Annotated in this window: 24 protein-coding genes; 19 read left to right on the top strand and 5 right to left on the bottom strand. The window is 62.0% G+C overall.

The features are described from left to right. Positions 1-26: 26 nt before the first annotated feature. The gene (locus MFP24_RS17445) at positions 27-614 is read left to right on the top strand and encodes a helix-turn-helix domain-containing protein (RefSeq protein ID WP_249231559.1); all 588 of its coding nucleotides are present in this window, start codon (positions 27-29) and stop codon (positions 612-614) included. 48 nt (positions 615-662) lie between these two features. Here the strand turns inward: MFP24_RS17445 and MFP24_RS17440 are convergent, their stop codons facing one another. Together MFP24_RS17440 and MFP24_RS17435 are read right to left on the bottom strand one after the other, a co-directional pair. After that, positions 663-1577, bottom strand: coding sequence for a delta(1)-pyrroline-2-carboxylate reductase family protein (locus MFP24_RS17440; RefSeq protein WP_249231558.1), 915 nt, complete (start codon positions 1575-1577; stop codon positions 663-665). 42 nt (positions 1578-1619) lie between these two features. Further along, positions 1620-2987, bottom strand: a complete 1368-nt coding sequence (locus MFP24_RS17435; protein ID WP_249231557.1) for a hypothetical protein — start codon at positions 2985-2987, stop codon at positions 1620-1622. A gap of 385 nt (positions 2988-3372) precedes the next feature. Here MFP24_RS17435 and MFP24_RS17430 point away from each other — a divergent pair, with 385 nt between their 5' ends. The 8 genes from MFP24_RS17430 (at position 3373) to MFP24_RS17395 (ending at position 10329) form a co-directional block, all read left to right on the top strand. Then, positions 3373-4260, top strand: coding sequence for a glycine betaine ABC transporter substrate-binding protein (locus tag MFP24_RS17430; RefSeq protein WP_249231556.1), 888 nt, complete (start codon positions 3373-3375; stop codon positions 4258-4260). Between the two features lie 20 nt (positions 4261-4280). Continuing rightward, positions 4281-5828 (top strand): HAL/PAL/TAL family ammonia-lyase, encoded by a 1548-nt coding sequence (locus tag MFP24_RS17425; protein WP_249231555.1) that lies wholly within the window; start codon positions 4281-4283, stop codon positions 5826-5828. Next, a complete protein-coding gene (locus MFP24_RS17420; RefSeq protein WP_249231791.1) occupies positions 5828-6475 on the top strand; it encodes an ABC transporter permease in 648 nt (215 codons plus the stop codon). Before MFP24_RS17425 ends, MFP24_RS17420 begins: the two co-directional genes overlap by 1 nt. After that, positions 6472-7116 (top strand): ABC transporter permease, encoded by a 645-nt coding sequence (locus MFP24_RS17415; protein WP_249231554.1) that lies wholly within the window; start codon positions 6472-6474, stop codon positions 7114-7116. The genes MFP24_RS17420 and MFP24_RS17415 overlap by 4 nt, the downstream gene beginning before the upstream one ends. Before the next feature lie 4 nt (positions 7117-7120). Further along, a complete protein-coding gene (locus tag MFP24_RS17410) occupies positions 7121-8074 on the top strand; it encodes an ABC transporter ATP-binding protein (RefSeq protein WP_249231553.1) in 954 nt (317 codons plus the stop codon). A 21-nt stretch (positions 8075-8095) separates the two neighbouring features. Continuing rightward, positions 8096-9100 carry an ornithine cyclodeaminase family protein gene (locus MFP24_RS17405; protein ID WP_249231552.1) on the top strand — a complete coding sequence of 335 codons (1005 nt, stop codon included), beginning with the start codon at positions 8096-8098 and terminating at the stop codon, positions 9098-9100. Beyond that, positions 9097-9903, top strand: a complete 807-nt coding sequence (locus MFP24_RS17400) for a phosphate/phosphite/phosphonate ABC transporter substrate-binding protein (protein ID WP_249231551.1) — start codon at positions 9097-9099, stop codon at positions 9901-9903. The genes MFP24_RS17405 and MFP24_RS17400 overlap by 4 nt, the downstream gene beginning before the upstream one ends. 168 nt (positions 9904-10071) lie before the next feature. Continuing rightward, entirely contained in the window at positions 10072-10329 is a 258-nt protein-coding gene (locus MFP24_RS17395; RefSeq protein ID WP_249231550.1) for a helix-turn-helix domain-containing protein, read from the top strand. 60 nt (positions 10330-10389) lie between these two features. Here MFP24_RS17395 and MFP24_RS17390 read toward each other — a convergent pair whose 3' ends face one another. Continuing rightward, a complete protein-coding gene (locus MFP24_RS17390) occupies positions 10390-11178 on the bottom strand; it encodes an amino acid ABC transporter ATP-binding protein (RefSeq protein WP_249231549.1) in 789 nt (262 codons plus the stop codon). Positions 11179-11411: 233 nt separating this feature from the next. Here MFP24_RS17390 and MFP24_RS17385 point away from each other — a divergent pair, with 233 nt between their 5' ends. The 6 genes from MFP24_RS17385 to metC are packed head-to-tail and all read left to right on the top strand — an operon-like array spanning position 11412 to position 19939. After that, positions 11412-12605, top strand: coding sequence for an aminotransferase-like domain-containing protein (locus MFP24_RS17385; RefSeq protein WP_249231548.1), 1194 nt, complete (start codon positions 11412-11414; stop codon positions 12603-12605). A gap of 35 nt (positions 12606-12640) precedes the next feature. Then, positions 12641-14761, top strand: a complete 2121-nt coding sequence (locus tag MFP24_RS17380; RefSeq protein WP_249231547.1) for a hydantoinase/oxoprolinase family protein — start codon at positions 12641-12643, stop codon at positions 14759-14761. Next, positions 14758-16428 carry a hydantoinase B/oxoprolinase family protein gene (locus MFP24_RS17375; protein ID WP_249231546.1) on the top strand — a complete coding sequence of 557 codons (1671 nt, stop codon included), beginning with the start codon at positions 14758-14760 and terminating at the stop codon, positions 16426-16428. The genes MFP24_RS17380 and MFP24_RS17375 overlap by 4 nt, the downstream gene beginning before the upstream one ends. Before the next feature lie 17 nt (positions 16429-16445). Next, the gene (locus tag MFP24_RS17370) at positions 16446-18041 is read left to right on the top strand and encodes an ABC transporter substrate-binding protein (protein ID WP_249231545.1); all 1596 of its coding nucleotides are present in this window, start codon (positions 16446-16448) and stop codon (positions 18039-18041) included. Between the two features lie 58 nt (positions 18042-18099). Then, complete coding sequence (locus tag MFP24_RS17365; RefSeq protein WP_249231544.1) at positions 18100-18717, top strand: cysteine dioxygenase family protein; 618 nt, start codon at positions 18100-18102, stop codon at positions 18715-18717. 7 nt (positions 18718-18724) lie between these two features. Beyond that, positions 18725-19939 carry a cystathionine beta-lyase gene (gene metC, locus MFP24_RS17360; RefSeq protein ID WP_249231543.1) on the top strand — a complete coding sequence of 405 codons (1215 nt, stop codon included), beginning with the start codon at positions 18725-18727 and terminating at the stop codon, positions 19937-19939. A gap of 8 nt (positions 19940-19947) precedes the next feature. On the opposite strand, the gene MFP24_RS17355 is transcribed toward metC, so the two are convergent. Continuing rightward, positions 19948-21576, bottom strand: coding sequence for a rhodanese-like domain-containing protein (locus MFP24_RS17355; protein ID WP_249231542.1), 1629 nt, complete (start codon positions 21574-21576; stop codon positions 19948-19950). 384 nt (positions 21577-21960) lie between these two features. On the opposite strand from MFP24_RS17355, the gene MFP24_RS17350 reads away from it, so the two are divergent. The 4 genes from MFP24_RS17350 (at position 21961) to MFP24_RS17335 (ending at position 25322) form a co-directional block, all read left to right on the top strand. Further along, a complete protein-coding gene (locus MFP24_RS17350; protein WP_249231541.1) occupies positions 21961-22650 on the top strand; it encodes a DUF1847 domain-containing protein in 690 nt (229 codons plus the stop codon). 169 nt (positions 22651-22819) lie between these two features. Further along, a complete protein-coding gene (locus MFP24_RS17345; protein ID WP_249231540.1) occupies positions 22820-23668 on the top strand; it encodes a transporter substrate-binding domain-containing protein in 849 nt (282 codons plus the stop codon). 111 nt (positions 23669-23779) lie between these two features. Continuing rightward, complete coding sequence (locus tag MFP24_RS17340; RefSeq protein ID WP_249231539.1) at positions 23780-24517, top strand: amino acid ABC transporter permease; 738 nt, start codon at positions 23780-23782, stop codon at positions 24515-24517. After that, positions 24507-25322 (top strand): amino acid ABC transporter permease, encoded by an 816-nt coding sequence (locus MFP24_RS17335; protein WP_249231538.1) that lies wholly within the window; start codon positions 24507-24509, stop codon positions 25320-25322. Before MFP24_RS17340 ends, MFP24_RS17335 begins: the two co-directional genes overlap by 11 nt. A gap of 41 nt (positions 25323-25363) precedes the next feature. On the opposite strand, the gene MFP24_RS17330 is transcribed toward MFP24_RS17335, so the two are convergent. Further along, positions 25364-26245 carry a DMT family transporter gene (locus MFP24_RS17330; RefSeq protein ID WP_249231537.1) on the bottom strand — a complete coding sequence of 294 codons (882 nt, stop codon included), beginning with the start codon at positions 26243-26245 and terminating at the stop codon, positions 25364-25366. Positions 26246-26539 lie beyond the last annotated feature (294 nt).

The following is a 26539-nucleotide window of genomic DNA, read 5'->3' as shown; positions in this document are numbered from 1 at the left end:
GATTGGTGCACTTATAGGATAATGAAATGAATACTGGAATTGACAAACCATCTGCCGAAACGGCTTTGGGCCAGCGCATCCGCGGTCTGCGGACCAGTAAAGGATGGACGCTGGAGCAGGCCAGCCGGGCCTGCGGGCTGGCCCGCTCCACCCTGTCCAAAATCGAAAACGAGCAGATGTCGCCGACTTACGACGCACTAATCAAGCTGGCTGACGGATTCGGCATCGACCTGAGCGAACTGTTCGCCATACGGCGGGCGCCGATGGGCGCGGGGCGGCGCTGCATTACGCGCGCGGGGGCGGGGATGCCGCACGATACGCCCTACTACCACCATATGCTGTTGTGCAACGACCTTTCCAACAAAGTGATGGTGCCGTTTCGTTCGAAGATCGTCGCACGCGCATTCAACGAATTCGACGACTGGAGCCGTCACACCGGCGAGGAGTTCGTCTATGTGCTGAGCGGCCAGGTCCGTCTGTTCACCGAATTCTATGAGCCGGTGGATCTGGCCTCCGGGGATAATTGGTACATCGACAGCCGTATGGGGCACCGGGTGATCAGCCTGAGCGAAGAAGACGCCGAAGTGCTGTGGGTCAGCACCATCCACCAATAAGGCATGGGCGGCGTGAAAAATCCCTATTCCAGGCGCTGACGGCAGGGATCAGGCCAGGCCGGCCATTTCCGCCGCCAGTTTCGCGGCGGCCAGATCCCATAGCGCGCTCCCTACGGTTTTGAACATCACCGGGCGGCCCTGACGGGGACGTGGGTTCAGGATGCCGCCGATCGGCTGCACGCGGCTCCACTCCACCCCGGCCTGCATCAAATCGCCCGCCTCTTCCCGAGCGCCTTCCAGCGTATCGACGAACAGGTCGCAGCTATGCACCACCGCCGGCGCGATCTCCGCCATCTCCGGCTGATAGGCGCCGACGGCGATAATGGTGCTGTCGTCCGACACCGATACCGACAGCACCGGCGTACGGCTGGTGGTCGCCGCGACGATCAGTCCGGCCTGCGCCTCACGTTGGTCCACCGCCTCAATCGCTTGCGCATCCAGCCCTAAATGCTCGCGCGCATAGTCCGCCAGAGCCGCGGCGCGCGGCAGACGCCTGGATAAAATACGCACCCGGCGCAACGGCCACTGCCGGGCAAAAGCCTGAATATGTTCTTTCGCCTGCACGCCGGAGCCGATCAGCAGCAGGCTATCGGCATCCGGATGAGCCAGTTTGCGCGCGCCCAGCAGGGAGAGCGCCGCCGTGCGCCGGGCGGTGACCGTCGGCGCATCCAGCGACAGCAGGCGTTCGCCGGTATCGGCGCGCATCAGCACCAGTTCCCCCTGAATCGCCGGCAGGCCGCGATCGGGGTTGCCCGCATGCACGGTAAGCAGTTTCACGCACAGATGCCGCGCGTCGGAGGCCGGCATCAGCAGCAGCACGCCGCCGTTCTGAGCGGGTACGCTCTGGCGCACCGGCGCCAGCGCCTGTCCGCTCAGGGCCTGTCGGGCCATCAGGTCCAGCGCGTCCGCCAAACGGTCGTAAGGAAGGAGTTTGGCCGTCGCCGCGGCATCGAAAAATTGCATAAACATGCTCCTCAAGATAAGTGACGGCAGTGGACGGCGTATTTACCAGCCATACCAATAGGCCACGCCAATAATGGCGGCGGAAACGACGAACATCAGCCCCACAAAGCCGCGGTTCCACTGTAGGCCGACTTTTTGCGGCCTGACCCCGCACAGCGAGCCGGTAAGCAAAGACATCGCGCTGATGGGAGAGACGGAAATCGCCATCGCCCAGCCCAGCGTCAGGGCCAGCGCCAGCGCCATCGGGTGCGTTAGCCCCAGTTCGCTGGCGCCGAATATCTGCGCCAGCAGCACCACGAAGATCGAGTGGGGAATAAACAGCGCGCCGGCCAGCGGGACAATCAGCAGACAAGCCAGCAGCACCGCCAGCGCCGGGAAGTGAGCCGACTGTAACGCCTGCCATCCGGGCTGTTGCTGGATGGTCAGCGAGATAGCCGCGCCAATGACATTGGCCGAAAGGAAAATCGCGCTTTCCATGCGCATGGAGCCGATATTCCTGAAGATGTGGCGGGCATCCTGCACCAGATCCGTACCGGGCGCCGAGCGCTCCAGACATAGCCAGCCCAGCGCGAACAGGGGAAGCACCAATACCGTTGCAACCACGAAAGACCATTGCAGCCAGATATGGATACCGATCACCCCGGCCAGCAGCAGCGCGCAGGCGAGCAGCACGCCGAGCAGGGTGCGCGGGGATCCCGCTGCCGCCCGCGCGGGGGAAGGAACGTCGGCCTCGACGCCCTCGCAGCGCATCGCCCAGAAACAGGTGACGGCCATAATCAGCAGCGCCGACGCAAAGGCGGCGGCGACGAAATACATCGAGTTCAGCGCCGTCAGCGCGGTAGTGACAATGGCGAACCCCAACCCCATGGGCGACCAGATGGTCATCAGAACCGCGCCGCGCATACCCGCCAGCAGCATAATTCGCCGTTCATCCTCGTCCGGTTTATTTCGGCCGTTGCCCAGCTGATCGGCGATAAGCGGAATGATGCCGACGTTAAACAGCAGGCTCAGAAAATGGCTGCCCGCGTTAACCGCCACATAGCGGCGGCTGGCGGGAAACGACAGCAGGTAGCCGGCGGCCTCGCGCACGGTTCCCGAACGGCTTACCGGGTAACGCAGCAAGCCCAGAACGATCAGCAGACACGAGAAGGCCGCCCCCTGAGCCAGCGCCTGAATCATGGCGGGCTGGTGCAAAGGATAACGCCAGGCCACCCAGCCAAAGGCCGCTATCGCGCCCAGGAAAAATCCCTGAGCAAGCCGCGACAGGGCGGTAAAACGCAGCAAAGTGGCCAGCACCGTGGCGCCCATGGCTATCGCCAGCCAGGGAGAATCCGGAAAGAGATTAGCCAGAAGCAAGGCGATAACCGCCAGTAGATGGGCGCATCCGGAAAGACATTCAAATAAGCTCAAGCGATCACCTGCGGGTCAGTTAGGCGCCATTGTCGGATTTCTCAATCCATTCAGGCCGTCCAGAATATCACGGCATGTTCTTATGGGAAATTTTTACCACTATATGAAATATGTATTTAATCGGGATGTTGCCCCCGACGGGAAACGGCGTCATCGGGTTACCGGTAAACCCCATACCTCGTCATTAGTGCTATAACTTATATCGAAAACGAATTTCACCGGGATGGTTTTTTTGCTCTACTGCCGGAATTGGCTGCATCAGCAGCATCATTATTACTCTGTCATACTCAACCAATCGATAGTTAAGCGATTGGATTTTTGCCGCCATTCTTGTATATACATGTCTATTCGTAAGCGGAAACAGACATCCACGCTGGGGAAAACAATGCGCACAACCATCAAACAGGCTCTGTTATTTATCGCCGGATTCAGCGCCGTCGCACCGGCGGTTCAGGCCGCTGATTTTATCGTCGGCAGCAAAAACTTCACCGAGCAATATATTCTGGCGGAGATCTACGCCTCGGCGCTGGAGCAGGCGGGCATTCCGGTGCAGCGCAAAATCAACCTGGGAGGAACGCTGATTGCCCACGCCGCGTTGCTGAAAGGCGATATTGATATGTACCCCGAGTACACAGGAACGGCGCTCAGCGCGGTGGTTAAAGGGGAGCTGTCATCCGACGCGGATAAGGTCTATCAGCAGGTAAAAAGCACCTACGCCGAAAAATACCAGCTCGCCTGGCTCGCCCCGGCAAAATTGAATAACGGCTATGCGCTGCTGGTCAGCAAGGCCACGGCTGAAAAATACCAGTTGAAAACGCTCTCCGATCTCGCCAAGGCCGCGCCGCAGCTGACCATTGGCGCGGGCGCCGAATTCGGCGATCGGCAGGACGGCCTGAAAGGGCTGGAGCAGGTTTACGGCATAAAATTCAAATCATTCCGCCAGTTCGCCAAAGTCGGCCTGCGCTATGACGCGCTGGCTGCGGGGCAGATTGACGTGGCCAACGGCTTCGCCACCGACTGGCAAATAGCCGAAGGGCAATATGTGCCGCTAACCGACGACCGGCATCTCTTCCCGCCCTATTTCGTCGCCCCGGTGGTGCGCGAGCAGGCGCTCAAAGCCCAGCCGCAGGCGGAAGCGGTGCTTAATAAGGTCAGCGCGCTGCTGGATAACGCCACCATGCAGAGACTCAACGCCGCGGTAGAGAAAGACAAAGAAGAACCCGCCGACGTCGCACAGGCGTTCCTGCGGGAAAAAGGCATTATCAAATCTTAAACAACCGGTTAAACGCGGCAATGACAGTTAATCTCGGTAACGATACGGCGTTAACTCTGGCGACGCTGGTCGAAGTCGCCAGAGGAAATCGGCCGGTGGCATTCAGCCCGGCGGCGCAACGGCGCATTGCGGAAGGCTTCGCCTTTCTTTACCGGCGGATCGCCGCCGGCGATCGTATCTACGGCGTAACCACCGGTCTCGGCGCGGGCGTGGATACCGCGGTGCTGAACAGCGCCGACGGCCGGCAGGATATCGCCCGCCTGCATCAGATACAGCGGCGCATTCCGCTGGCCCGGGCGGTGGGGGTCGGCGCGACCGCCGGCCGCGATCAGGTCCGGGCGATGATGCTGGCGCGCCTGGCCGGCATCGCCGCCGGCTATTCCGGCATCTCCCCGCCGAGCGCGCAGGCACTGCTCAGCCTGTTGAATCTTGGCGTGCATCCGCTGGTGCCGCTGACCGGCTCGATCGGCGAGGCCGATCTGGCGCCGCTGGCGCATATCGGCCGGACGCTGGCGGGCGAGGGTCAGGCCGAGTATCGGGGAGAGGTGGCCGACATTCAGGCGCTGGCGAACGACGCGGGGTTCGCGCTGCCCTCGCTGACGGGTAAGGACGGGCTGGCGCTGGTCTCTTCGAACGCCGCCTGCGTCGGCATCGCCGCATTGGCGCTGGCCGATATCGCCCGGCTGATTAACGCGCAGGCCGGCGCCATCGCGCTATCGTTCGAAGCGTTTCGCGCCAATGTTTCCCCGCTGTCGCCCTGGGCCAGCCGTATCCGCAGGCTGCCGGGCGGCGCGCAGTGCGCCGCTCATCTGCTGTCGCTGCTGGCGGAAGGAAGCTTATTGCAACCCGGCGACGCCCGCCTGTTGCAGGATCCGCTCAGCTTCCGCTGCGCCGCCTCGGTGCTGGCCAGCGTTTATCAGGCCTTCCACCACGCCAGGCAAGCCACCGAGCTGGAGCTGAATAGCGCCGACGATAATCCGGCGCTGATCGCCGAGGCCGATCTGGTGTTGGCCAACGCCAATTTTGACGCCACCCATCTGACGCTGGCCTTTGACGGGCTGGCGCTGGCGTTGGCGCGCCAGGCCGCCTGCGCGGCGGAACGCATAATGAAGCTGATGTCCGCCGACGCCAGCGGATTGCCGCGTTTCCTCACCCCGCACCGCGGGCAAACCGGCTTTGCCACGCTGCAAAAAACCATTTCCGCGCTGACCAGCGACATTGTTCATCACGCCAGTCCGCTGTCCGCCATTACCGTACCGGTCGCCGATAGGGTGGAGGATTACGCCTCGCAGTCCATGGCGACGGTCAGGAAAATGCTGCGCCTGGTGGAAAGCCTGCGCTATCTGGTGGCCATCGAATTGATGGTGGCGGCGCAGGCGGTCGATTTGCGCGGCGCGACGGAAATAACGCTAGGTCGCGGCAGCGCGGCTATCCATGCCAGGGTGCGCGGTCTGGTCGCCGGACTGGATGAGGATCGCTCCACCGCCGGCGATATCGAGAATCTCGCCGCGGCCGTCAGCGCCGCCGACTGGCTGGCCGCGGGCGAACAGCTGCTGGAGATTGCGTGATGCGCTGGGCGCCCAGACACCTTGACGATATCGGCCTCGCCTTATTGCAGCATCTGTTTCTGGTCGGCGTCTCGATCGGCTGCGCTTTCGTCATCGCCATGATCTTGGGCGTCTGGAGCGCCCGCCGGCCGAAAACCTATGCGCTGGTGCTGACCCTCACCGGCATGCTGTTTTCCATTCCCAGCCTGGCGCTGTTTGCGCTGCTTATTCCGTGGCTGGGGATCGGCACGCTGCCGGCGATTGTCGGCCTTACCGCTTACGCCCTGATGATTCTGGTGCGCAATATCGCCACCGGCTTTCACGCCATCGCCCCCGAGGTGCTGGACGCGGCGCGCGGCATGGGTTACGGCTACCGGCGCATGCTGTGGGAGATCGAACTGCCGCTGGCGCTGCCGTTTATTATCACCGGGCTGCGTATCGCCACCACCACGCTTATCGGCATCGCCACCGTCGCCGCCTATATCAATGCCGGCGGGCTGGGCGCCATTATTTTCGCCGGGCTGGACCAGCGCTACCCGGAAAAAATTCTGATTGGCGGCGCCCTGACCTCGCTGCTGGCCATCGGCGTCGACGCGCTGTTTCTGCTGCTGCAACGGCGCCTGGCGCGCCGTCGCCGTCTGGCCCCGAGTACGGAAGCGAACGCATGATTTTCTACGACGCCTGGCAATGGATTGCGGCGAATCCGGATCAGTTTTTCACCGCGCTGCGTCAGCATTTGCTGATGTGCGGACTGGCGCTGTTTTTTTCGCTGCTGCTGGCCATTCCGATCGGGGTGACGGTGGCGGCTTCGCCGCGCGCCACCTTTATCGCGACCAGTATCGCCAGTACGCTGAGAACCATTCCCAGCCTGGCGATCCTGGCGGCGGCGCTGCCGTTTTTAGGCATCGGCCTGCTGCCGTCGGTGGTGGCGCTGGTGATCCTCGCCCTGCCGCCGATCCTGCTCAATACCTGCACCAGCATTCAGTCGGTGGATAAAGACACCCTTTCCGCGGCGCGGGGGATGGGGCTGACGCCGGCGCAAACCACCCGCCGGGTGATCCTGCCGCTGGCGGCGCCGGGCATTCTGGCCGGCGTGCGCACCGCCGCCGTACAGGTGATCGGCGGCGCGGCGCTGGCCTCCTTTATCGGCGGCGGCGGGCTGGGCGATTTCGTCACCACCGGCATCGCCATTATGGATATGTCGCGGCTGCTGGTCGGCGCGATCCCCATCATTCTGTTGGCCATCGGCGCCGAACTGCTGTTCGCCGCGGTGGAAAAGACCTGGTTCAAACATGTTCCCAAAGGGTAAGCCGATGATTAAGCTTGAAAATATCACCAAGATTTATCCCGGAACAACGCAGAAAGCGCTGGATAATCTGACCCTTGATATCCCGGAAGGCTCAACCACCGCGCTGATCGGCCCGTCGGGCTGCGGAAAAACCACCACCATGCGCCTGATTAACCGTCTGGAAGACGCCACCCGGGGCCGCGTTTGGGTTAACGGCGCGGACATTACCACCGTCGATCCGGTACTGCTGCGCCGCCATATCGGCTATGTCATTCAGAATGTCGGCCTGTTCCCGCATATGAACGTCGCCGACAATATCGCCACGGTGCCGCGGCTGCTCGGCTGGGATCGCCGTAAAACCGACGCCCGCATTGATGAGCTGTTGCATCTGGTCGGCCTCAATCCGTCGACAGATCGCGGCCGCTATCCGGCGGAGCTGTCGGGCGGACAACGCCAGCGCGTCGGCGTAGCCCGGGCGCTGGCGGCCGATCCGCCGGTGATGCTGATGGACGAGCCCTTCGGCGCCATCGACCCGCTGATTCGCGGGCGCCTGCAGCAGGAATTCAAGCAGATCCTGCAACGGGTTAAAAAGACCGTGGTGATCGTGACCCACGATCTTGACGAAGCGATAAAAATGGGCGACCGCATCGCCATTATGCGCCACGGCACGCTGTGCCAGTACGATACGCCCGCCGCCATCCTCAGCAAGCCGGCCGATGCGTTCGTTGCCGCGTTTATCGGCAGCGACGCGGCATTAAAGCTGCTGGCGCTGACGCCGGTGGAGAAGGCGATGACCCCCTGTGAACAGAGCCGCTATCCGCTGTCGGTCGGCATCCGGGCGAATCTGAAAGAGGCGCTGGCGCTGATGCTGGCCCACGACGCGCCAGGGGTGCGGATTAGCGACGACCAGCAGCGGGTGCTGGGGGAGCTAAATCGTCAACAGCTTTTTACCTATCAGCAAACACTGCTTGCGGCCTGAGCGCCGGATTAAGGGAATTCCATGACCCAGCCTGTCAATATTACCTATCTCAACGGACCGGACATTCAGCAACTGGCGATGACCGACAGTGAAATTCTCGCCGCCGTCGACGCCGGCCTGCTGGCGCAGGGACGGCATCAAACCGTTATCGAACCCCGCGTGCACCTGATCCCCGATCCGGCGTTTAACGGCCACTTCAACGTGCTGCGCGGCTATATCGCGCCGCTCAATCTGGCGGGGGTGAAGGTGGTGGGCGACTACGTGAATAACTACCAATCAGGTCTGCCGTCCGAAATGGCGATGCTTAATTTGTTCAATCCGCGCACCGGTATGCCGGTGGCCATCGTCGATGCCTCGGCGATTACCGATATGCGCACCGGGGCGATCACCGCGCTGGGCGCCCGCCATCTGGCGCGCCGCGACAGCAAGGTACTCGGCCATATCGGCGCGCGCGGCACCGCCTACTGGAACGTACGCCTGCTGGACAGCCTGTACGACTTCGATGAAATCCGCATCCACTCGCGCCGTCCGGAAAGCCGTAACGCCTTTGCTAAACGGCTGGAACAGGATTTGGGCAAAAAGATTATCGTCACCGCCGACTGGGAAAGCTGCGTGCGCGACGCGGATATCGTCGTCGAAGCTTCACGGCTGGAAAAACCGGCGCCCATGCTGAAAACCGCCTGGATCAAGCCCGGCGCGCTGGTGGTGCCTTACGGCACCATGAGCGCGGTGGAGCTCTCGCTGACCGACATCATGGATAAAATGGTGGTCGACGACTGGGGCCAGTGCAAGGGCGGCATGTTTGGTTCTCTGCGCGCCCACGTTGAAGCCGGTAAACTGAGCGCAGAGACGCTGCATGCCGAACTCGGGCAGATCGTCGCCGGCGTTAAACCTGGACGCGAAAACGACGATGAAACCATCCTGTTCTGGCATCGCGGCCTGTCGCTGAGCGATATCGCCCTCGGCCATGCGATGCTGGAAAAAGCGGGCAGGCTGGGAATCGGCCAGACGTTGCGCTACGCATGATCGCCAACGGACGGATGTACTCGGTCACGCCCGCAGCGGCAACCGGCTGGAAAAGGCTGCTACGGGAGGTCTATCGCCGCGCCTCCGTCGAGGGGGAGGTGATTGACTACCCCGCGCCGGCGCCGCTGGAGGGGCTGTGGCAGCGCCCGGATCTGGCGGGCGTATTTATGTGCGGCCTGCCGTTTGCGCTCGGGCTGTTTCCGGTCGTGGCGGTCGCCGTACCGGTTCCGCTGCATTCGCTGGCCGACGGCCCCGGCAGCTATCGCAGCCGTTTGATCGTCGCGCGTAACGCGCCCTATCGGCAATTGCCGGAGACCTTCGGCCGGCGGCTGGCCTTTACCAACCGCGAGTCGTACTCCGGCTACCATGCCCTGCGCTTTCACCTGCTGCCCTACCGGCAACCGGGCGGGAAAAGGTTATATCGCCAGACGGTCGGCCCGCTGATTACCCCGCGCCGCGTGGTGGAAGCCATCGCCAACGGCCTGGCCGATATCGGCCCGGTGGACAGCTATGCCTTTGATCTGCTGGCGCACGATGCGCCTGAGCTGATGGAAAAAGTTCGGGTAATCGACCACACCGCTCCCGCCCCGATGCCTTTACTGGTGGCATCGGCCTCGCTGCCGCCCGCCGCGCTGGCCAGCCTGCAACGCGCCTTCGTCGACTTGTCATCCGACAGCGGAGCCGCCCCGCTGCTTGCCGCGCTACAGTTGCAAGGCTTCAACGTACCCGACCCGCAGGACTACCAGCTGCTGGCGCAGCGCGCCGCCGCCGCTGAACGGGCGGGCTATCCGCATTTACGCTGAGATGGGGAAAGCGCTCGGCGCGATCGGGGTAATAAGCGGGGCGGATAAAAACCACCTTACCGGCTAAAACCGGTAATATTATATTTAACGCCTTAAGCGGGTAAATATTGATTTAACGGCTATAGCGTGTAATTATGTTTTTACCTGCTTAAACCGGTACGAACCACTATGAAAGTGACAAACACCCGGCAGCTTAGCGCCTATATGAAAGATGTCAGAGTCACGCAAAAGCTCTCTCAGGGAAAGGTGGCCGGCAAGGTCGGCATCCGCCAGGACACGGTATCCAGCTTCGAACAGCATCCGGATTCAACCAAGCTGGAGACCTTCTTTAAGATCCTCTCGGCGTTGAATTTAGAACTGGATATCAAGCCGAGAAGCGATAAAGAGCACGATAGTGCAGACCGGCTATGGAAGGAAGAGTGGTAATGGCCTCCCTGGATGTCTATATGAACGGTTACCGGGTTGGTGTGTTTGGCACAACGCTCCTCAGTTGCGCAACGCATTGATAAAAGTATGCGTGCGCAGATTCTGCGGATGGCGGAATACCTGTTCCGGCGTGCCCTGCTCAACGATACGGCCGTGCTCGGTAAATACCACGCGATCGCTGACCTCCTGGGCGAAGCGCATTTCATGGGTGACCAGGATGCTGGTCATGCCTTCGCCGATCAGCTCGCGGATCACCGCCAGCACCTCGCCTACGGTTTCCGGGTCCAGCGCCGACGTCACCTCGTCGAACAGCACCAGTTCCGGGTCCATCGCCAGGGTACGCGCAATGGCCACCCGTTGCTGCTGGCCGCCGGAAAGCTCGCCGGGATAGCTATGGGCTTTGTTTTCCAGCCGCACGCGCGCCAGCAGCGCCATGGCTCGGGCTTTCACCCGCTCTCTGGGCTGACGCAGAATACGAATGGGGGCAATCATCAGGTTTTCCAGCACCGTAAGATGCGGGAACAGATTGTATTGCTGGAAAACAAAGCCAATGCGTTTACGCAATGCGATGCGCTCGCTCTCATTTTTCAACTGATGCACGCCGGTATCCCCGATGAAAATCTCTCCCCGGTGCGGCGTCACCAAGCCGTTGATACAGCGCAGGATCGATGACTTTCCCGAGCCCGAAGGGCCGATGATGGTCAGGGCTTCCCCCTGGGAAACCTGTAGATCGATGCCCTGCAGCACCGGGGTGTCGCCCAGCGTCAAATGGACGTCATTAATTCGCACCAGGGTCCGGGCGGCGTTCGCCTGCGGTACGTCCCGGACAGGTATAGGCACAGACACCATAAAGCACTCTCCCGTATATAAGCAGAGCCATTAAAAGCAAAATAGAGTTAAAAGCTAAATACTTAATCCGCCTTTTATTAGTCTTAAATCAAATATACCCACCGGCTTTCGGGCTACAGGCGGCTGGAATTTACTTTATTCATCACGCGCAATTCCATAGCTTTTATATTTATTTGTGAGGGGAAATCGATTGTTACGAGAATAGGGATTCGCCGTTATTCAGGAATGAGATAATGAGTGCCACACCGTTCGATGCCCTTCCGCTGTTTCGCGCCGGTCTGCCCGCTCCCACGCCAGTGTGGCGGGGCCTGGCGGACTTTACCTTTGATGCCGGACACAACGCGCCGGAACTGATCCCGCTGGAAGCGCTGGCCGAGGCGGCGCAGCAAGCGATTCTGCGCGAGGGGCGCAGTCTGGCGATTTACAATCAGGGCCACGGGCCGCAGGGGAATGAGAATCTGCGCCGTTTTGTCGGCCGCAAGCTGGCGACGCGCGGCATTACGGCGGATATCGACGATATTCTGATCACCTCCGGTTCCGGGCCGGCGCTCGATCTGGTGAACAACCTGCTGCTGGAGCCGGGAGACACCGTGCTGGTGGAAGCCTTCTCTTACGCCGGGGCGTTGCGGAAACTGCGCGGCCGCCAGGTGAATATCGTCGCTATTCCGCTGGATGACGAAGGGATACGCATCGATGCGCTGGCGACCATCCTCGCGGAGCTGGCGCAAAGCGGCGTGACGCCGAAGTTTATCTACACCATCCCGACCGTGCAGAATCCTACCGGGGCGATCCTCGGGCTGGAGCGCCGCCACCGGTTGCTGGAGCTGGCCGCGCGCTACCGTACCCTGATCGTTGAAGACGAATGCTACGCCGACATCGTCTGGCAGGGGAATGAAGCGCCGCCGGCGCTGTATGCGCTGAGTCCGCAGCAGGTGATCCACATCGGCTCCTTTTCCAAAACGCTGGCGCCGGCGGTGCGCGTGGCTTATCTCAGCGCGGTTCCGGCTATTCTGCGCCAGCTGGTGTCGCTGAAAACGGACGGCGGCACCGGCGCCCTCGATCAGATCATCGTCGCCGAGTATTTTTCCACCCATTTTGATGCCCACCTTACGCGCCTGCGCGACACCCTGGCGCGCAAACTGGCAGTGCTGGCGTCGGCGGTGCAACAGGAACTGGGCGACAGCGTCAGGCTGTGGCTGCCGAAAGGCGGGATTTTTCTGTGGCTGGCCCTACCCGAGGGCGTGGACACCCGCGCCCTGGTGGAACCGGCCGCCGCCGTCGGCGTGGCGTTTAATCCCGGTCCCGACTGGGCGGTGGACGGCGAAGCGGCGAAAAACTGGCTGCGCCTCTGTTTTGCCCTGGAGAGCGACGAGCAGATCCGCACGGGGATTGCCCGGCTGGCCGACGTGCTGCGCCGGCATCTCTGAAATCCACCGGGCTATGGCGACGTTAAGGAATTTGCATGTCTGTACCGGACGTAAGTAATAAACCCCGGCTGGCGGTGGATGTCGGCGGTACCTTTACCGATGTCGTGCTGCTGGATGGCGATTCATCGTTTACCACCAAAGTGCTGACCACGACGAGCTCTCCTGAAAGCGGAGTGCTGGACGGCACGCAGGAAGTATTGCGGCGCGCCGGCCGCGAGCTGGCGGATGTCGGGCTGGTTATTCTCGGCACCACCCTGGCGACCAATGCGCTGATAGAACGCAAAGGCGCGCGCACCGCGCTGATTACCACGCAGGGATTCCGCGATCTGGTGGAAATCGGTCTTGAAGACCGGTTTGCCCAGTACGATATCTTTTTGCATAAACCGAGTCCGCTGGTGGCAAGGCGCTGGCGTTTCGGCATCGCCGAGCGGATCGACGCCCGGGGCCATATCCTGACGCCGCTGGATGAAGCGGCGGTGCACCAGCTGGCGCAGACGCTAAAGCACGAAGAGATCGATAGCGTCGCCATCGTCTATTTGCAGAGTTTCACCAATCCCGTACATGAGCGGCGCACGGCAGACATCCTGCGTCAGTGGTTGCCGGACCTGGCGATCACCCTTTCCAGCGATGTCTGCCCGGAAATCCGCGAATATGAACGCCTGTCCACCGCCTGCGCCAATGCCTACGTACAGCCGCTGGTGGCGGGCTATCTGACGCGGCTGGAGCGGATTCTGTCCGCCAAGGGGCTGAACGCCCCGCTGTTTTTAATGACCTCCGGCGGCGGGATCACCACGCTGGCGACCGGCATCGACCAGCCGGTGAGGCTGGTGGAGTCCGGCCCGGCCGGCGGCGCCATCCTGGCCCGCTTGACCGGCGAACAGCTACAGACGCCGCAGGTGCTGTCGTTCGATATGGGCGGCACCACCGCCAAAATTTGTTTTATCGACGACTACCAGCCGCAGATTTCCCGCAGTTTCGAATTCGGCCGGGTGCACCGCTACCAGAAGGGATCCGGCCTGCCGGTGAGGATCCCGGTGATCGAAATGGTGGAGATCGGCGCGGGCGGCGGATCGATCGCCCGTATCGATACCCTGGGCCGGGTGCAGGTCGGCCCCGACAGCGCCGGCTCGCAGCCCGGCCCGGTAAGCTACCAGCTGGGCGGCACGCAGGTCACCATTACCGATGCCAATGTGCGGCTCGGCATTATCGATCCCGCCACCTTCGCGCAGGGCAAAATCACCCTCAATCCCCAACTGGCCGCTCAGGCGATCGCACAGCAAATTGGTGAGCCGCTGTCGCTGAACACCGATCTCGCGGCGCTGGCGGTAACGGAAATCGTGGCGGAAAACATGGCCAATGCGGCGCGGGTACACGCCACCGAGCTGGGCAAGCAGGTGGAAAACTACACCCTGGTGGCTTTTGGCGGCGCCGCGCCGCTGCACGCCGCCCGGCTGGCGCGCAAGCTGGGGATCAGGCGCGTGGTGATCCCGCATTCCGCCGGGGTGGGTTCGGCGCTCGGCTTTTTGTCGGCGCCGATTGCCTATCAGGCGGTGCGCAGCTTCTACCAGCGGCTGGCGCGGCTCGACCATCAGGCGGTGGAGACCCTGTTGCGCGATCTGGAAGAGCAGGCGCGCGGCATCGTCCGCCAGGCCAGCGGCGACGGCGCGCCGTTATCCCTGCGGCGCATCGTCTACCTGCGCTATGCCGGTCAGGGGCATGAAGTTCCGGTCGAGCTGCCGCAAGGCGCGCTGACGGCGGCGACGGTCGATGAGCTGCAACGGCGCTTTACCGCCGTCTATCGCCGGCTGTACGGCCGCAGCCTGGATCACGTGGCGGTGGAGGCCATCAGTTGGACGGTCACGGTCAGTACGCTGAACGCCCCGGTCGCAGGGCGCCCGGAGACGAGGCCGCATAGCGTGCTGACCCCGGACGAGAGCGGCGAACGGCGTGAGGTACTGCTGGCGAATCAGTCCGCGCGTCTTCAGGCGCCGGTCTTTGCCCGCCGCGATCTGCCGCCGCGGACGGCCGTTCGCGGACCCGCCCTGATCGCCGAAGCGGAAACCACCACCGTGGTGGAGGGCGGCTTTGTCGCCTGGCTGACGGCCGAGGGGCATCTGTTGCTGGAAGAAGAGCAAACCGGAGGAGCGCAGCCATGAGTCTGAGCACGATCCAGTATCAGGTGATATGGAATCGCCTGATCGCCGTGGTGGAAGAGCAGGCGCAGACGCTGATCCGCACGGCGTTCGGCACCTCGACCCGCGAAGCGGGCGATCTGTCCGCCGGCGTATTTCTGCCGGACGGCCGGATGATCGCCCAGGCGGTCACCGGTACGCCGGGGCACGTCAACTCCATGGCCGAGTCGGTAAAACACTTTCTGCGCCAGTTTCCGCTGTCCGATATGGCGCCGGGCGACGTGTTCCTGACCAACGATCCGTGGAAAGGCACCGGCCATTTGTACGACATCACCATGGTAACGCCGGTCTTCCATCAGGGGCAAAGCGTGGCGCTGTTCGCCTCCACGCTGCACGTGGTGGACATCGGCGGGCTGGGACCGGGGCCCGACGGCCACCAGATCTACCATGAAGGCCTGTTCCTGCCGATTTTGCGCTTTATCCAGGCCGGCAGGCTGGATAACACGGTACTGCGGATTATTAAAGCCAACGTGCGCGAACCCGAGCAGGTGGAAGGGGATATTCTGGCGCTGGTGGCCTGTAACGAGGTGGGCGGGCGCCGGCTCACCGCCATGCTGGATGAATTCTCGCTGAGCGATCTGCACGCGGTGGGGGAACATATTCTCACCCATTCCCGCGAGGCGATGCTGGCCGCCGTGCGCCGGTGGCCGGCGGGGCGCTGGCAGTCGGAGATGTGGATTGACGGCTATGACGCGCCGATCCTGCTGCGCGCGGCGCTGACCCTTGGCGAACAGGGCATCGAGATCGATTTTGACGGCACCTCGCCGTTTGTCGCCAAAGGGATCAACGTGGTCAAGGCCTATACCGACGCCTACAGCTCATTCGGCGTGCGCTGTCTTATCGGCTCCGAGGTGCCCAACAACGCCGGTTCGCTGGAGGTGATAACCGTCAAGGCGCCGGAGGGATCGATACTCAACGCGCCTTATCCCGCCGCGGTGACCTCGCGCCATATCGTCGGCCAGATGCTGCCGGATGTGATCTTTGGCTGCCTGCGCCAGGCGAAACCCAACGCGGTTCCCGCCGAAGGCGCTTCCTGCCTGTGGAATATCCAACTGTCCGGCGGCCATGTCCTGCCCGGTTTCGACGCCGGCGGCTTTCTGCGGCAACCCCGCTTTTCCATCACCAGCTTTTCCACCGGCGGCACCGGCGCCCGGCCGGGCATCGACGGCCTCTCCACCACCTCGTTTCCCAGCGGGGTGCGTAACGTCTCGGTGGAGATCCTTGAATCCATCAGCCCGGTGGTGTTCTGGCGCAAAGAGTACCGCCCGGATTCCGGCGGCGCCGGACAGTTTCGCGGCGGCCTGGGACAGGTGATTGAGCTATCCCACGGCGGCGGAGCGCCGATGGCGCTGGGGGCGGCCTGGGATCGCATCGCCTTTCCGGCGCGCGGGGCGGAAGGCGGGCGCAACGGCGCCGGCGGGCGGGTCAGCCTGGGATCGGGGCAGGCGCTGTCGGGCAAAGGGCAGCAAATTATTCCGCCCGGTGAACGCCTGGTGGTGGAAACGCCCGGCGGCGGCGGGCTGGGCGAACCGTCAACCCGCGATCGGGCCGCCTTGCGCCAGGATATCGACAATGAATTAGTGACGCCTGACGCCGCCCGTACGCTGTACGGCCATACCGTTCAGGATTAATCAGCACAGGAGCTTTTATGTTGCGTTTAGCGGGGCTGCGGCCAGTGATGGCCGCGACGTTTTTACTACTGCTGACCGGTACCGGGCAGGCAGCCGATGTTCAACCGCAGCGCGGCGGCACGCTGACGCTGGTGATTAACTATGAGCCCCCGGCGCTGGTGGCGCTGACCACGGTGGCGACGCCGGCGCTGAGCGTCAGCGCCAAGGTAACCGAAGGGCTGCTCAGCTACGATTACGACCTGAACCCGCAGCCGCAGCTGGCGACCGCCTGGGAAATCAGTCCGGACGGCACGCGCTATACGTTTCATCTGCGCCAGGGGGTGAAATGGCACGACGGTCGGGATTTCACCTCGGCCGACGTCGCCTGGTCCATCGATCTGCTGAAAAAAGTACACCCACGCGGCTCAAGTACCTTTGCCAATGTCACCGCCATCGAGACGCCAGATCCCCACACGGCGGTGATTGTGCTGTCGAAGCCCGCGCCCTATTTGATCAAGGCGTTTGCGGCGGCGGAGTCGCCCATTGTCCCGCGTCACCTGTACGAGGGCCAAGATCCGCTGACCAATCCGCACAACGGCGCGCCGATAGGCACCGGGCCCTATGTGTTCGACCAGTGGGTGCGCGGCAGCCATGTACTGTATAAGCGTAACCCCCATTACTGGCAGCCTGGGCGGCCTTACCTCGATCAACTGGTGGTGAAGTTTATCCCGGACGCCGCCGCGCGTTCGCTGGCGTTTGAAACCAACGCCGCCGATCTGGGCTACCGTTCTCCGGTGGCGCTAAGCGATATGGCGCGGCTGAAGGCGTTGCCGCAGCTGGGGTTTGAAACCAAAGGCAATAGCTATTCCTATAACGTGTCGTCTTTGCAGTTCAATCTGGACGATGAGCATTTCCGCGATCTGCGCGTCAGGCAGGCGGTGGCGCACGCCATCAATCGCGATATCGTTTTGCAGGTGGCCTACTTTGGCCTGGGCAAAGTCAGCACCTCGCCGATTGCCCCCGGCATCACCGAGTACCACGACGCCTCTCCGTCCCCCTATGCCTTTGATATCGAACGGGCTAACGCGCTGCTGGACGAGGCGGGCTACCGGCGCGGCGCCGACGGGGTTCGTTTCAAAGTGGCCCTCGACTATAACCCGATAGCGGAAGATCTGCGCAAAACGGCGGAATACCTGCGTTCGTCGCTGGCCAAAATCGGTATCGGCGTCACGCTGCGCTCCCAGGACCTGTCCACCTTTGTGCGCCGGGTTTATACCAACCGCGATTTCGCCTTTACCGTTAACGGACACAGCAATCTGTTCGATCCGACCGTCGGCGTACAGCGTATTTACTGGTCGAAAAACTTCCGCAAAGGGGTGCCGTTCTCAAACGCCTCGCACTATCACAATCCCGAGGTGGATCGGTTGCTGGAAACGGCGCAGACGGAGAACGATCCGGCGCGGCGCGTGCAGCAATTCCAACGCTTCCAGCAGATTGTCGGGCAGGAATTGCCGGACGTCAGCCTGGTGTCGCCCGAATTTATCACCATCTATAACCGCCGGGTGCACGACCACTCGGTCACCGCCGACGGCGTGGAGGGCAATCTGGCGGAGGTGTGGCTGGCCAAACCCTAGCGGCCGGCAGGCTTTATCGCTTTACCTTTCAGCTAATTATAACGACAGGAGCAAGACCATGGCATCTGCAGAAACAAAAGTAATACAGCGCCAGCAGGCGGTCACCGCCGCGCTGACCGATATCCGCGCTATTCTGGCGCAGGGGGAACTGTCGCGGGTTATTGTCGATCGAGTGGCTCATCGTCTGGCGCAGCTCGCCGCCCAGCATGAGCTATTCGGCCTCGAGGATTTCCCCCCGCCGTCGGAAACGGTGGAAACGTCAACCCGTTACCGGCTGAACAGCGAGGATGGCGATGACGATCTGGCGCTCTACCTCAATTCGCTGTTGCCCGGCAAGAGCACTCTGCCCCATAACCACACCACCTGGGCGGCGATCGCCGCCGTCGAGGGCGATGAGCTGAATCGGATTTACCAGCGTCTGGATGACGGCAGCCAGCCCGATCGGGCCGATCTGCAACTGGTGCGGGAAGTGGTGGTGCGGCCCGGCGAGCCGCTCGCTTTCCTGCCGGACGATATCCACAGCATTCATGTCGCCGGCGAGCGGCCGATCCGCCATTTACACCTGTACGGCCAGCCGCTGGAAACGCTGGTGCGGCGGGTGGCTATCGATCCGCAAACCGGCAAGGTGACCAACTACAACGCCACGCAGATGAAACCCTCTGAAAATCGGGCATAGCAAGCAGATGAAACCAAAGACACAATGGCGGGCGGATACGCAGCTGGTTCACGGCGGCGCGCCCACTCTCGCCTCTCCCGGCGCCGGGCCGGTCAATGTCCCGGTGGTGCGTACCAGCACCGTGCGGTTCGATAGCGTCGGGACGATGGCGCAATATTATCAGCGCCGCCGTGACGGGGAGCGAATCGCCGGCTATGGCCGTCACGGGCTGGATACCCATCAGGCGCTGGAAGAGGCGGTCACGCAGCTGGAGGGCGGCTATCGTTCCTGGCTGACGCCGTCCGGCCTGTCGGCGATCGCCCTGGTTTTTATCGCCCTGTGCCAACCGGGAGATCATGTGCTGGTCGCCGATAGCGTCTATTCGCCGGTACGGCAGCTCGATCGTACGTTGCTGGCCCGCTACGGCGTGACGCTGGACTATTTTTCGCCGCAGCGCGACGACCTGTCCGCGCTGATCCGCCCCAATACGCGCCTGCTCTATCTGGAATCGCCGGGCTCGCTGCTGTTCGAGGTGACGGATTTTCCGGCTATCGCGGCGCTGGCGCGTGAGCACGGCGTGCTGGTGGTGGCCGATAATACCTGGAGCAGCGGCTATTTCTTCCAGCCGCTGCGCCACGGCGCCCATATTACGCTACAGGCCGCCACCAAATATCTGGCGGGCCATTCGGACGTGATGCAGGGCGTGGTTACGGTCGACGGACCGGAACTGGCGGCGCGCATCGGCGCCGCCTGGGATGCGCTGGGGCTGACGGTGGGCGCGGATGATGCGTATTTGACGCTGCGCGGCATACGGACGCTGGGGGTGCGTTTGCGCCAGCATCAGAGCAACGCGCTGCGTATCGCCGCACATCTGCAACAGCACCCGGAGGTCAGCCGGGTGTTTTATCCGGCGCTGCCTGAAGACCCCGGCCATCCGCTCTGGCGGCGGGATTTCAGCGGCGCCAACGGGCTGCTGTCGTTCGCCTTTCGCCGCGCCGACGCGCAATTCGCCGCCGACTTTGTGGATGCGCTGACGCTGTTCGCCATTGGCGCCTCCTGGGGCGGCTATGAAAGTCTGGCGCTGATTGCCGAGCCTTCCCGCCTGGCCGAACACGCCGCCTGGCGCGACGCCGGCGCGACGGAACTGCCGGTGGTGAGGCTGCATGTGGGGCTGGAGGACTGGCGGGATCTGGCGCAGGATATTGATACGGCGTTTCGTCTGGCTGACGGCGAAACGCCGTAATACGCCGATCACGGCAGGTTAAAGCGCAGCTCGCCGCCCGGTCGCTCCAACTGCCGCACCAGGCCGATTTCCCAGTCCAGATAGTCCCGGAACAGCCGATCGCGCCGCGCCGGATCGCTGACGCTATAGCCGTTGTGCTGCCGGTCTTCCTCGGCGGTGAGAATATTTTCATCGCCGCTTTCCACCGGCAAACCGGCGGCGAACCACGCCTGATTGCCGCCCGCCAGCGCCGCGGCGCTGATGGCGTAGCGCTGTAGTTCGCCGGCGATCAGGCCGGCCAGCACGCCGTCATTAGAGGTCAGCACCCACTGGCGCCCATCGTCCGCCGCGGCCAGCTTCGGCAGCCATTCCGTCAGGCGATGCGGGGCGATAAAGCGCGCGCCGGCGATATGCCGGCGAATAAAGCGCAGACTATCATCCACGTCAATAACCTGCGCCGCCTGCCGCTCCAGCAGCTGGCTGAGCTGCCGGGGTGCAATTTCCGTTGCCGGCGGCAACGCGCTATCGCGCAGGACGTGCGGCGTTGACGGCCCCTGTTCCCGCTCGTCATCCGCACCGGGTTCATAGAGAAAGATCTCAAACCCGCCCAGCCGCCGCAGCCACGCGGCGGTATGATGGGCGCGAACGCCGTCCCAGTCCGCCAGCACAATGCGCGCGCCGCGCGCCGCGGCGAAACGATCGGTCGCCTGAACCAGCTGACCGCCCGGCGCCCAGCGGAAACCGGGCAGATGGCCGGCCTGATATTCGTCGTGCGTGCGGGTATCAAATTGATACAGCGTACGTTCGGCATCGGCGCGCAAAGCGGCCAGCGCCGACGCGTCGATAGTCGCGATCCCGGCCCGTTGCGTCAGTCGGCGCGCCTGTTCGCGGGCGGCGCTCAGGTTTTCGGCGCCCGGCTGCGGCAGCGCGGTCCGCCGCCCCTGCTCCAGCGGCAGGTCCGCCAGCAGCCAGGCCATGGTGCCGTTGGTCAAGGCGACGACCGGATTGGGCAGGCCGCCGTCGATCAGCGTCTGCGCGCCGACAATGCTGCGCGTGCGTCCGGCGCAGTTCACCACCACCAGCGATTGCGCATCGGGCGCCAGTTCCCGGATACGGTAAGGCAGTTCGCCATTGGGAATATTGTGGGCGCCCGGCAGGCTGAAATTGGCGAACTCTTCCGGCGTGCGCCCATCGACGATCACCAGCTTTTCGCCGTTCGCCTGGCGTCGGCGCAGCTCCTCCACCGAAATGTTCGGCGTATGAGCCTCTACCTCAATGACTTCGCCCAGCGCTTTGCTGGGCACGTTCTCATCAATAAAGATTTCCAGCCCGGCGGCCTGCCAGGCCCGGGTTCCGCCGCTCAGCAGCGCCAGATTGCCGTAGCCGAGACGCTCAAGGCGGCGGGCGGCCTCTTCCAGCAGGGAACCGTCTTCGTCAATCAGCACGATGCGCGTTGCGCGACGCGGCACCAGATCGCCAATCAGCAGCCCCAGTCGCCACAGCGGCGCATTTGCGGCCAGCAGCAGATGGCCGCGGGTATATAACCCATGCTCCCGGACGTCGATCAGGGCAATTTCCGTGGCGGCATCGAGCGCGTCGCGCAGCTGCCGGGGAGTGAGCGACTGCGGCAGAGGCCGGTCAGAGGAGGATATGGACATCGGGTTTCCTTAATTACGTGAATTGAACATCGGAGCGGTAATCTTTCGGGCGGCGTGGCGATAAATTAATGTTATTTTAATGTCATTAATTATTAGCTAAATGGTAAACGGAATTGTTATTTTCCGCACAAATAAAAAGAGCCGTCAAACGACAATATCAGATAATTAAAGCGTAATTTTTCAATAGCATTATTTTATATATTTAATTCCGTATTACGACATAACATTTGCTGATTTTCAGCGCCCCGCCCGCGATTGAATATCCGGCGTTATCGCCTGATTGTCATATTTATACTATCGATAGACGGAATCATCAGTTTCCAACCCCGGCGTTCACCCTTTATTTTGTAGGGAAGCTTACGCTATAGGTTATGGGGTTGTGTGGTGGCCAATAAATTTAGCTGTACGGAATGTAATTTCCTTAATTGTCAGAGTCAGGATAGCGAATTCCCCAGGAAGTGTCTGACCACGGCGCCGGAGAGTGACGACCTGCTGCAGGTTAGCCTGGCCAGGTACGCGGACGATGAGCAGGTGGCGAAGATTATGCACGCCTCCGCCCAGGTGGAAGGGCAGTATTACGGCCAGTTGACGCGGGTGGAGGAGATTATCGTTTTCGCCAAAAAGATTGGGGCGCGGAAAATCGGCATCGCCTCCTGCGCCGGCCTGATCCGCGAGAACCGCATCTTCGCCGACATCCTGCGCGCCAACGGCCTGCAGGCGTTTGGCGTGCTGTGCAAAGTCGGCGCGCAGGATAAGTGCAATGTCGGTATCGACGATCAGGATAAAATTCAGCCCGGTCAGTATGAAGCCATGTGTAATCCGCTTATGCAGGCGGAATTATGCAATAAGGAAAAAACGGATTTAAACGTCATTAGCGGGCTGTGCGTCGGTCATGACTCATTATTTATTAAACACTCCGTGGCGCCGGTCACCTACCTGATCGTCAAAGACCGGGTGCTGGCGCATAATCCTATCGGCGCGTTGAACACCAGCCACTCTTATTATAAACGTCTGACCACGGGGGTCAGACTGAATGAAGAAGATCAGGCGCTGGCGTTAAAGCAGAAGCGCTAATTACCCTAGACGCAAATACCTTTTTATTTTTTCGTCGATTTTTTCCTGCCCCCTGAAAGCTGGTTGGTATAAATATATTGGCAATCTATAGCAAAAATAATAATTTCACAGCGAGCGGGGATAAGTTAACTATCTTTTCTTCGTTTTATCATGATGATGGAAATACTCGATGAATAATAATAAATATCAGCGCCGGACCGCGTGGCGCAAATGGTTTATGCCTCTCGTAATGGCGGCGCTATTACCGAACATGGCGCAGGCCGACGCCACGCTGGACAAAATAAAATCCCGCGGCAAGGTTACCATTGGCGTTCTGGTCAACGGCGGGGATTTCGGTTCGATTGACCCCGCAACCCGGAAATTAATCGGCTGGAACCCGGAGTTGGCGCGCAAGCTGGCCGAGGGGCTGGGGGTCGAGACGGAACTGGTGCAGGTGCAGACCGCCACCCGCGCTCAGTTTCTGCTCTCCGGCAAGGTGGATCTGCTGATCGCCTCCATGGATCTGACCAAGGAACGCGCCGAGGTTCTGGGCTACGCGCCGACTCCCTACTACCGTGTGGGCGGCGCGGCTCTGACGCTGCGCAACAGCGGCATCTCCCGCTGGGAGGATCTGCGCGGCAAACCCGTCTGCCTTTCCCAGGGCAGCAATTTCGCCCGCCCGCTGACCGCGGACTACGGCGCACAGGTCAAGGGCTTCAAGAGTTCGTCCGATTCACTGCTGGCCCTGAAGGGAAACCAGTGCGTGGCGGCGGTGCATGACTCCACCCTGATACATCCGCTGGTGCGCAAGGGCGGCGAGTGGGCGGACTACCACGTCGCCATCCCCGGAGAGATCCTGTCATCGGACTCGGTGGTGTGGACGCGCAAGGGCGAGACCGACACTATCGCCGCCGTCGACCGAGTCGTACAGTCATGGCACCACAGCGGCTGGCTTATCGAGACGGAAAAACGGCTGGGCATCGTTCCGCCCAATCCCATATTGCAGGAACTGCACGCCAAACTCGGCGACAAGGGCTGACGGCCGCGCAGAGATGGCACAGGCGGCGCCGCTGAAGCGGCTTCCTGAGCGGCGAGAAAGAGGGAATAACATCATGATAGCGGCGGCCGTAACGCCGTCGGGAGGGCGATGATGACGGACTCTTTCCTGACCGGGCTGGTGGAGTTTTTCAAACCTCTGGGTCTGAACTATTCATTCGTGCTGGACCCGGTCGACCGGGCGGCGTTTCTCAGCGGCATGGGGGTTTCCCTTGAGCTCTGTTTGCTGACGATCCCGTGCAGCCTGCTGGCGGGGGTGATTATTACCGCGCTGCTGACCAGTCCGCGGCGCTGGGTGGCCGCGCCGGTCGGCGCCTTTGTTGAACTGATCCGCAATACGCCGACGCTGGTGCAGCTCTATTTTGCGTTCCTGGTGCTCAATATGCTGATCAGCCAGCATCTGGAGGGCGGCAGTCCGATTTCACCGCTGGCCTGGGTGGTACTGGTGGTATCCCTGCACAAGGCGGTGTTCCATGCCGAAGCGCTGCGCGCCGGCGTTGAGGCGGTGCCGTCGATTACGCTGGAGGCCTCCCGTTCGATGGCGTTCAGCCGGCGGCAGATTTTCTGGTACGTGCAGCTGCCGCTGGCGGTGCGTTTCGCTCTCCCGTCGCTGATCAATAATCTGGTGGACCTGGTCAAGATGACGGCGATAGCGTCGGCCATCGCCGTGGGTGATGTGACCTATCAGTCCATCATGATCTGGTCGCAGCGCGACAACGTACTGGAGCTGATCCTGCTTATTCTGATCTATTTCGCCGTGCTGACCTGGCTGGTCAGCGTGGCCGGTAGATGGCTGGAGAATCACCTGAGGATGCCGGGCTATGGGCAATGATGTCGTGATAAAAAGGGTCCCGTATAAAAACCGACCGGTCATTGGCGCGGTATTGTCCGATTTCTGGGTTATCACGCTGCTGGCGATCGTGGCGGTGAACCTGTTCTGGGCGGCCACCGACAGCGCGCCGCTTGCCGTAACGCAGCTGTGGCTCTGGCTGCCGGCGCTGTTTCGGGGGCTGGGGGTCAATATCGGGATTAGCGCGTCGGCCATGCTGCTGGGCACGCTGCTAGGGCTGGTGGTGGGCGGCCTGTCGCTGGCTCCCTCGCGTCTGCTGCGCGCGGCGACGCATCTCTGGGTGCAGGCCTTTCGTAACGCGCCGGTGCTGGTATTGATTTACTTCACCACCTATGTGTTTCCCTTCGAAATCGTTTTCCTGCACTGGTATATCCCTTTTCCCGACTGGATTAAGGTGGTCATCGGGCTCGGCCTGCCGGCCAGCGCCATCATTGCGGAAATTTTTCGCGGCGCGGTACAGTCCATTCCCAGCGCGCAGTGGGAAACCGCGCAGTCGATGGCCTTCCGCCGCAGCCAGATTTTTCGCTACATCATTCTGCCGCAGTGTGTGCGCCGTATGCTGCCGCCCTGGATGAATGTGTATGCCAGCATCACCATGAGCACCTCGCTGGCTTCGCTGGTGGGAGTGCATGACGTGGTGGATATGGCCACCATCGCCAGCAATACCGTGTCGCGCATCGACTTCACCATTCTGGTGTACTTTACGCTGCTGCTGCTGTTTTTCTTCTACTGCTACCCGATTTCCCGTATTACGCGCCGGCTGGAAAAACGCTTGAACAGACACTAAGCCAGGCCGGACGCGGGGGAAAAGCACATTGCGGCCCGCCGTTAAAAATCGGGATGCCGGGCCAGCAGCACCACGCCGGCGACCAGCACCAGACAGCCCGCCAGACGCCAAATCCCCACCGGCTCGCGCAGGATAAACATGGCGAACAGCGCGCCGACCATCATCGACATTTCACGCGCCGGGGCGACCACGCTAAGCGGCGCGCCCAGCCGCAGCGCCATCAGCACCAGGATATAGGAGAGGGGCGAAAGGATGCCGACCGCGATGGCGAGAGCCCATTTGCCGCGCATAAGACCGATAACCTCGTGGCGATGAGCGGTTAGCCAGGGCAGCAGCATCACCAGGCGAACGACCTGCGAACACCAGTCCAGGATGACCGGGTGAATCCCCAGGATTTTGACGCCGTATGCGTCAACGACGGTGTAGCCGGTAATCATCGATCCCGTCGCGGCGCCCCAGCGTACGCCTTTCTGCGCGGCAGGCTGGAGAAAGCGGGCAAGATTTCCCTGACTGGAGATCAACAGGATGCCGATCACGATGGCGCCAAGCCCGGCGACGCCCGATACGCTCAGCTGTTCGTCAAATAGCAGGAATGCCCCGACCGTGGACATCATCGGCGCGCTGCCGCGGGCGACGGGATAGATAACCGAGAGATCGGCGACCTGGTATCCGCGCTGCAAGAACAGGCTGTACGCCAAATGCAGCGCGCCGCTCAGGACGACGCAGGCGATGACGGAGAGATCCCATCGCAACGTACCGGTGGCAAACAGCCAGACCACCCAGGGCATATAAAAAAGGCAGGCGGCGCAGCTGTAGACAAAAACGAAAGCGGCGCCGGCCGAGGCGGCGCGCTTGGCGAGCAGATTCCAGGTGGCGTGGATAAATGCGGCTACGACAACCAGCATTAAAGTGAGAAAGGACATAAGCGCTCCGGTTCAAAAAGCCATGGGGAAGACTCGACGTCTCCTCCTCTGGGCTTTTCTCCCTCGGGTGCAGCCGCGGCCAAAACCGCGGTCTCTACAACGCTCGGACCAGACAACGGCGTCAGCGTGCCGTTCGGAACCCTAGTTGCCACTCAGTCGATGCGATAAATTTAGCCCAAGCCGCGGCGTCACGCAAACGGATCGCGCCGCAGAAAGGCGAGTTATATTTTTTGGCGATCGTGGCGGGCGATGGCGCGATGGACTATCGCCCACCAGATGGTCACACCCACCTCA

It is taken from the genome of Brenneria tiliae (genome assembly GCF_023347575.1).
Taxonomy (GTDB): Bacteria; Pseudomonadota; Gammaproteobacteria; order Enterobacterales; family Enterobacteriaceae; genus Brenneria; species Brenneria corticis.
Note: the sequence above shows the minus strand (reverse complement) of the source record. Positions and strands in the feature narration are given on the sequence as shown.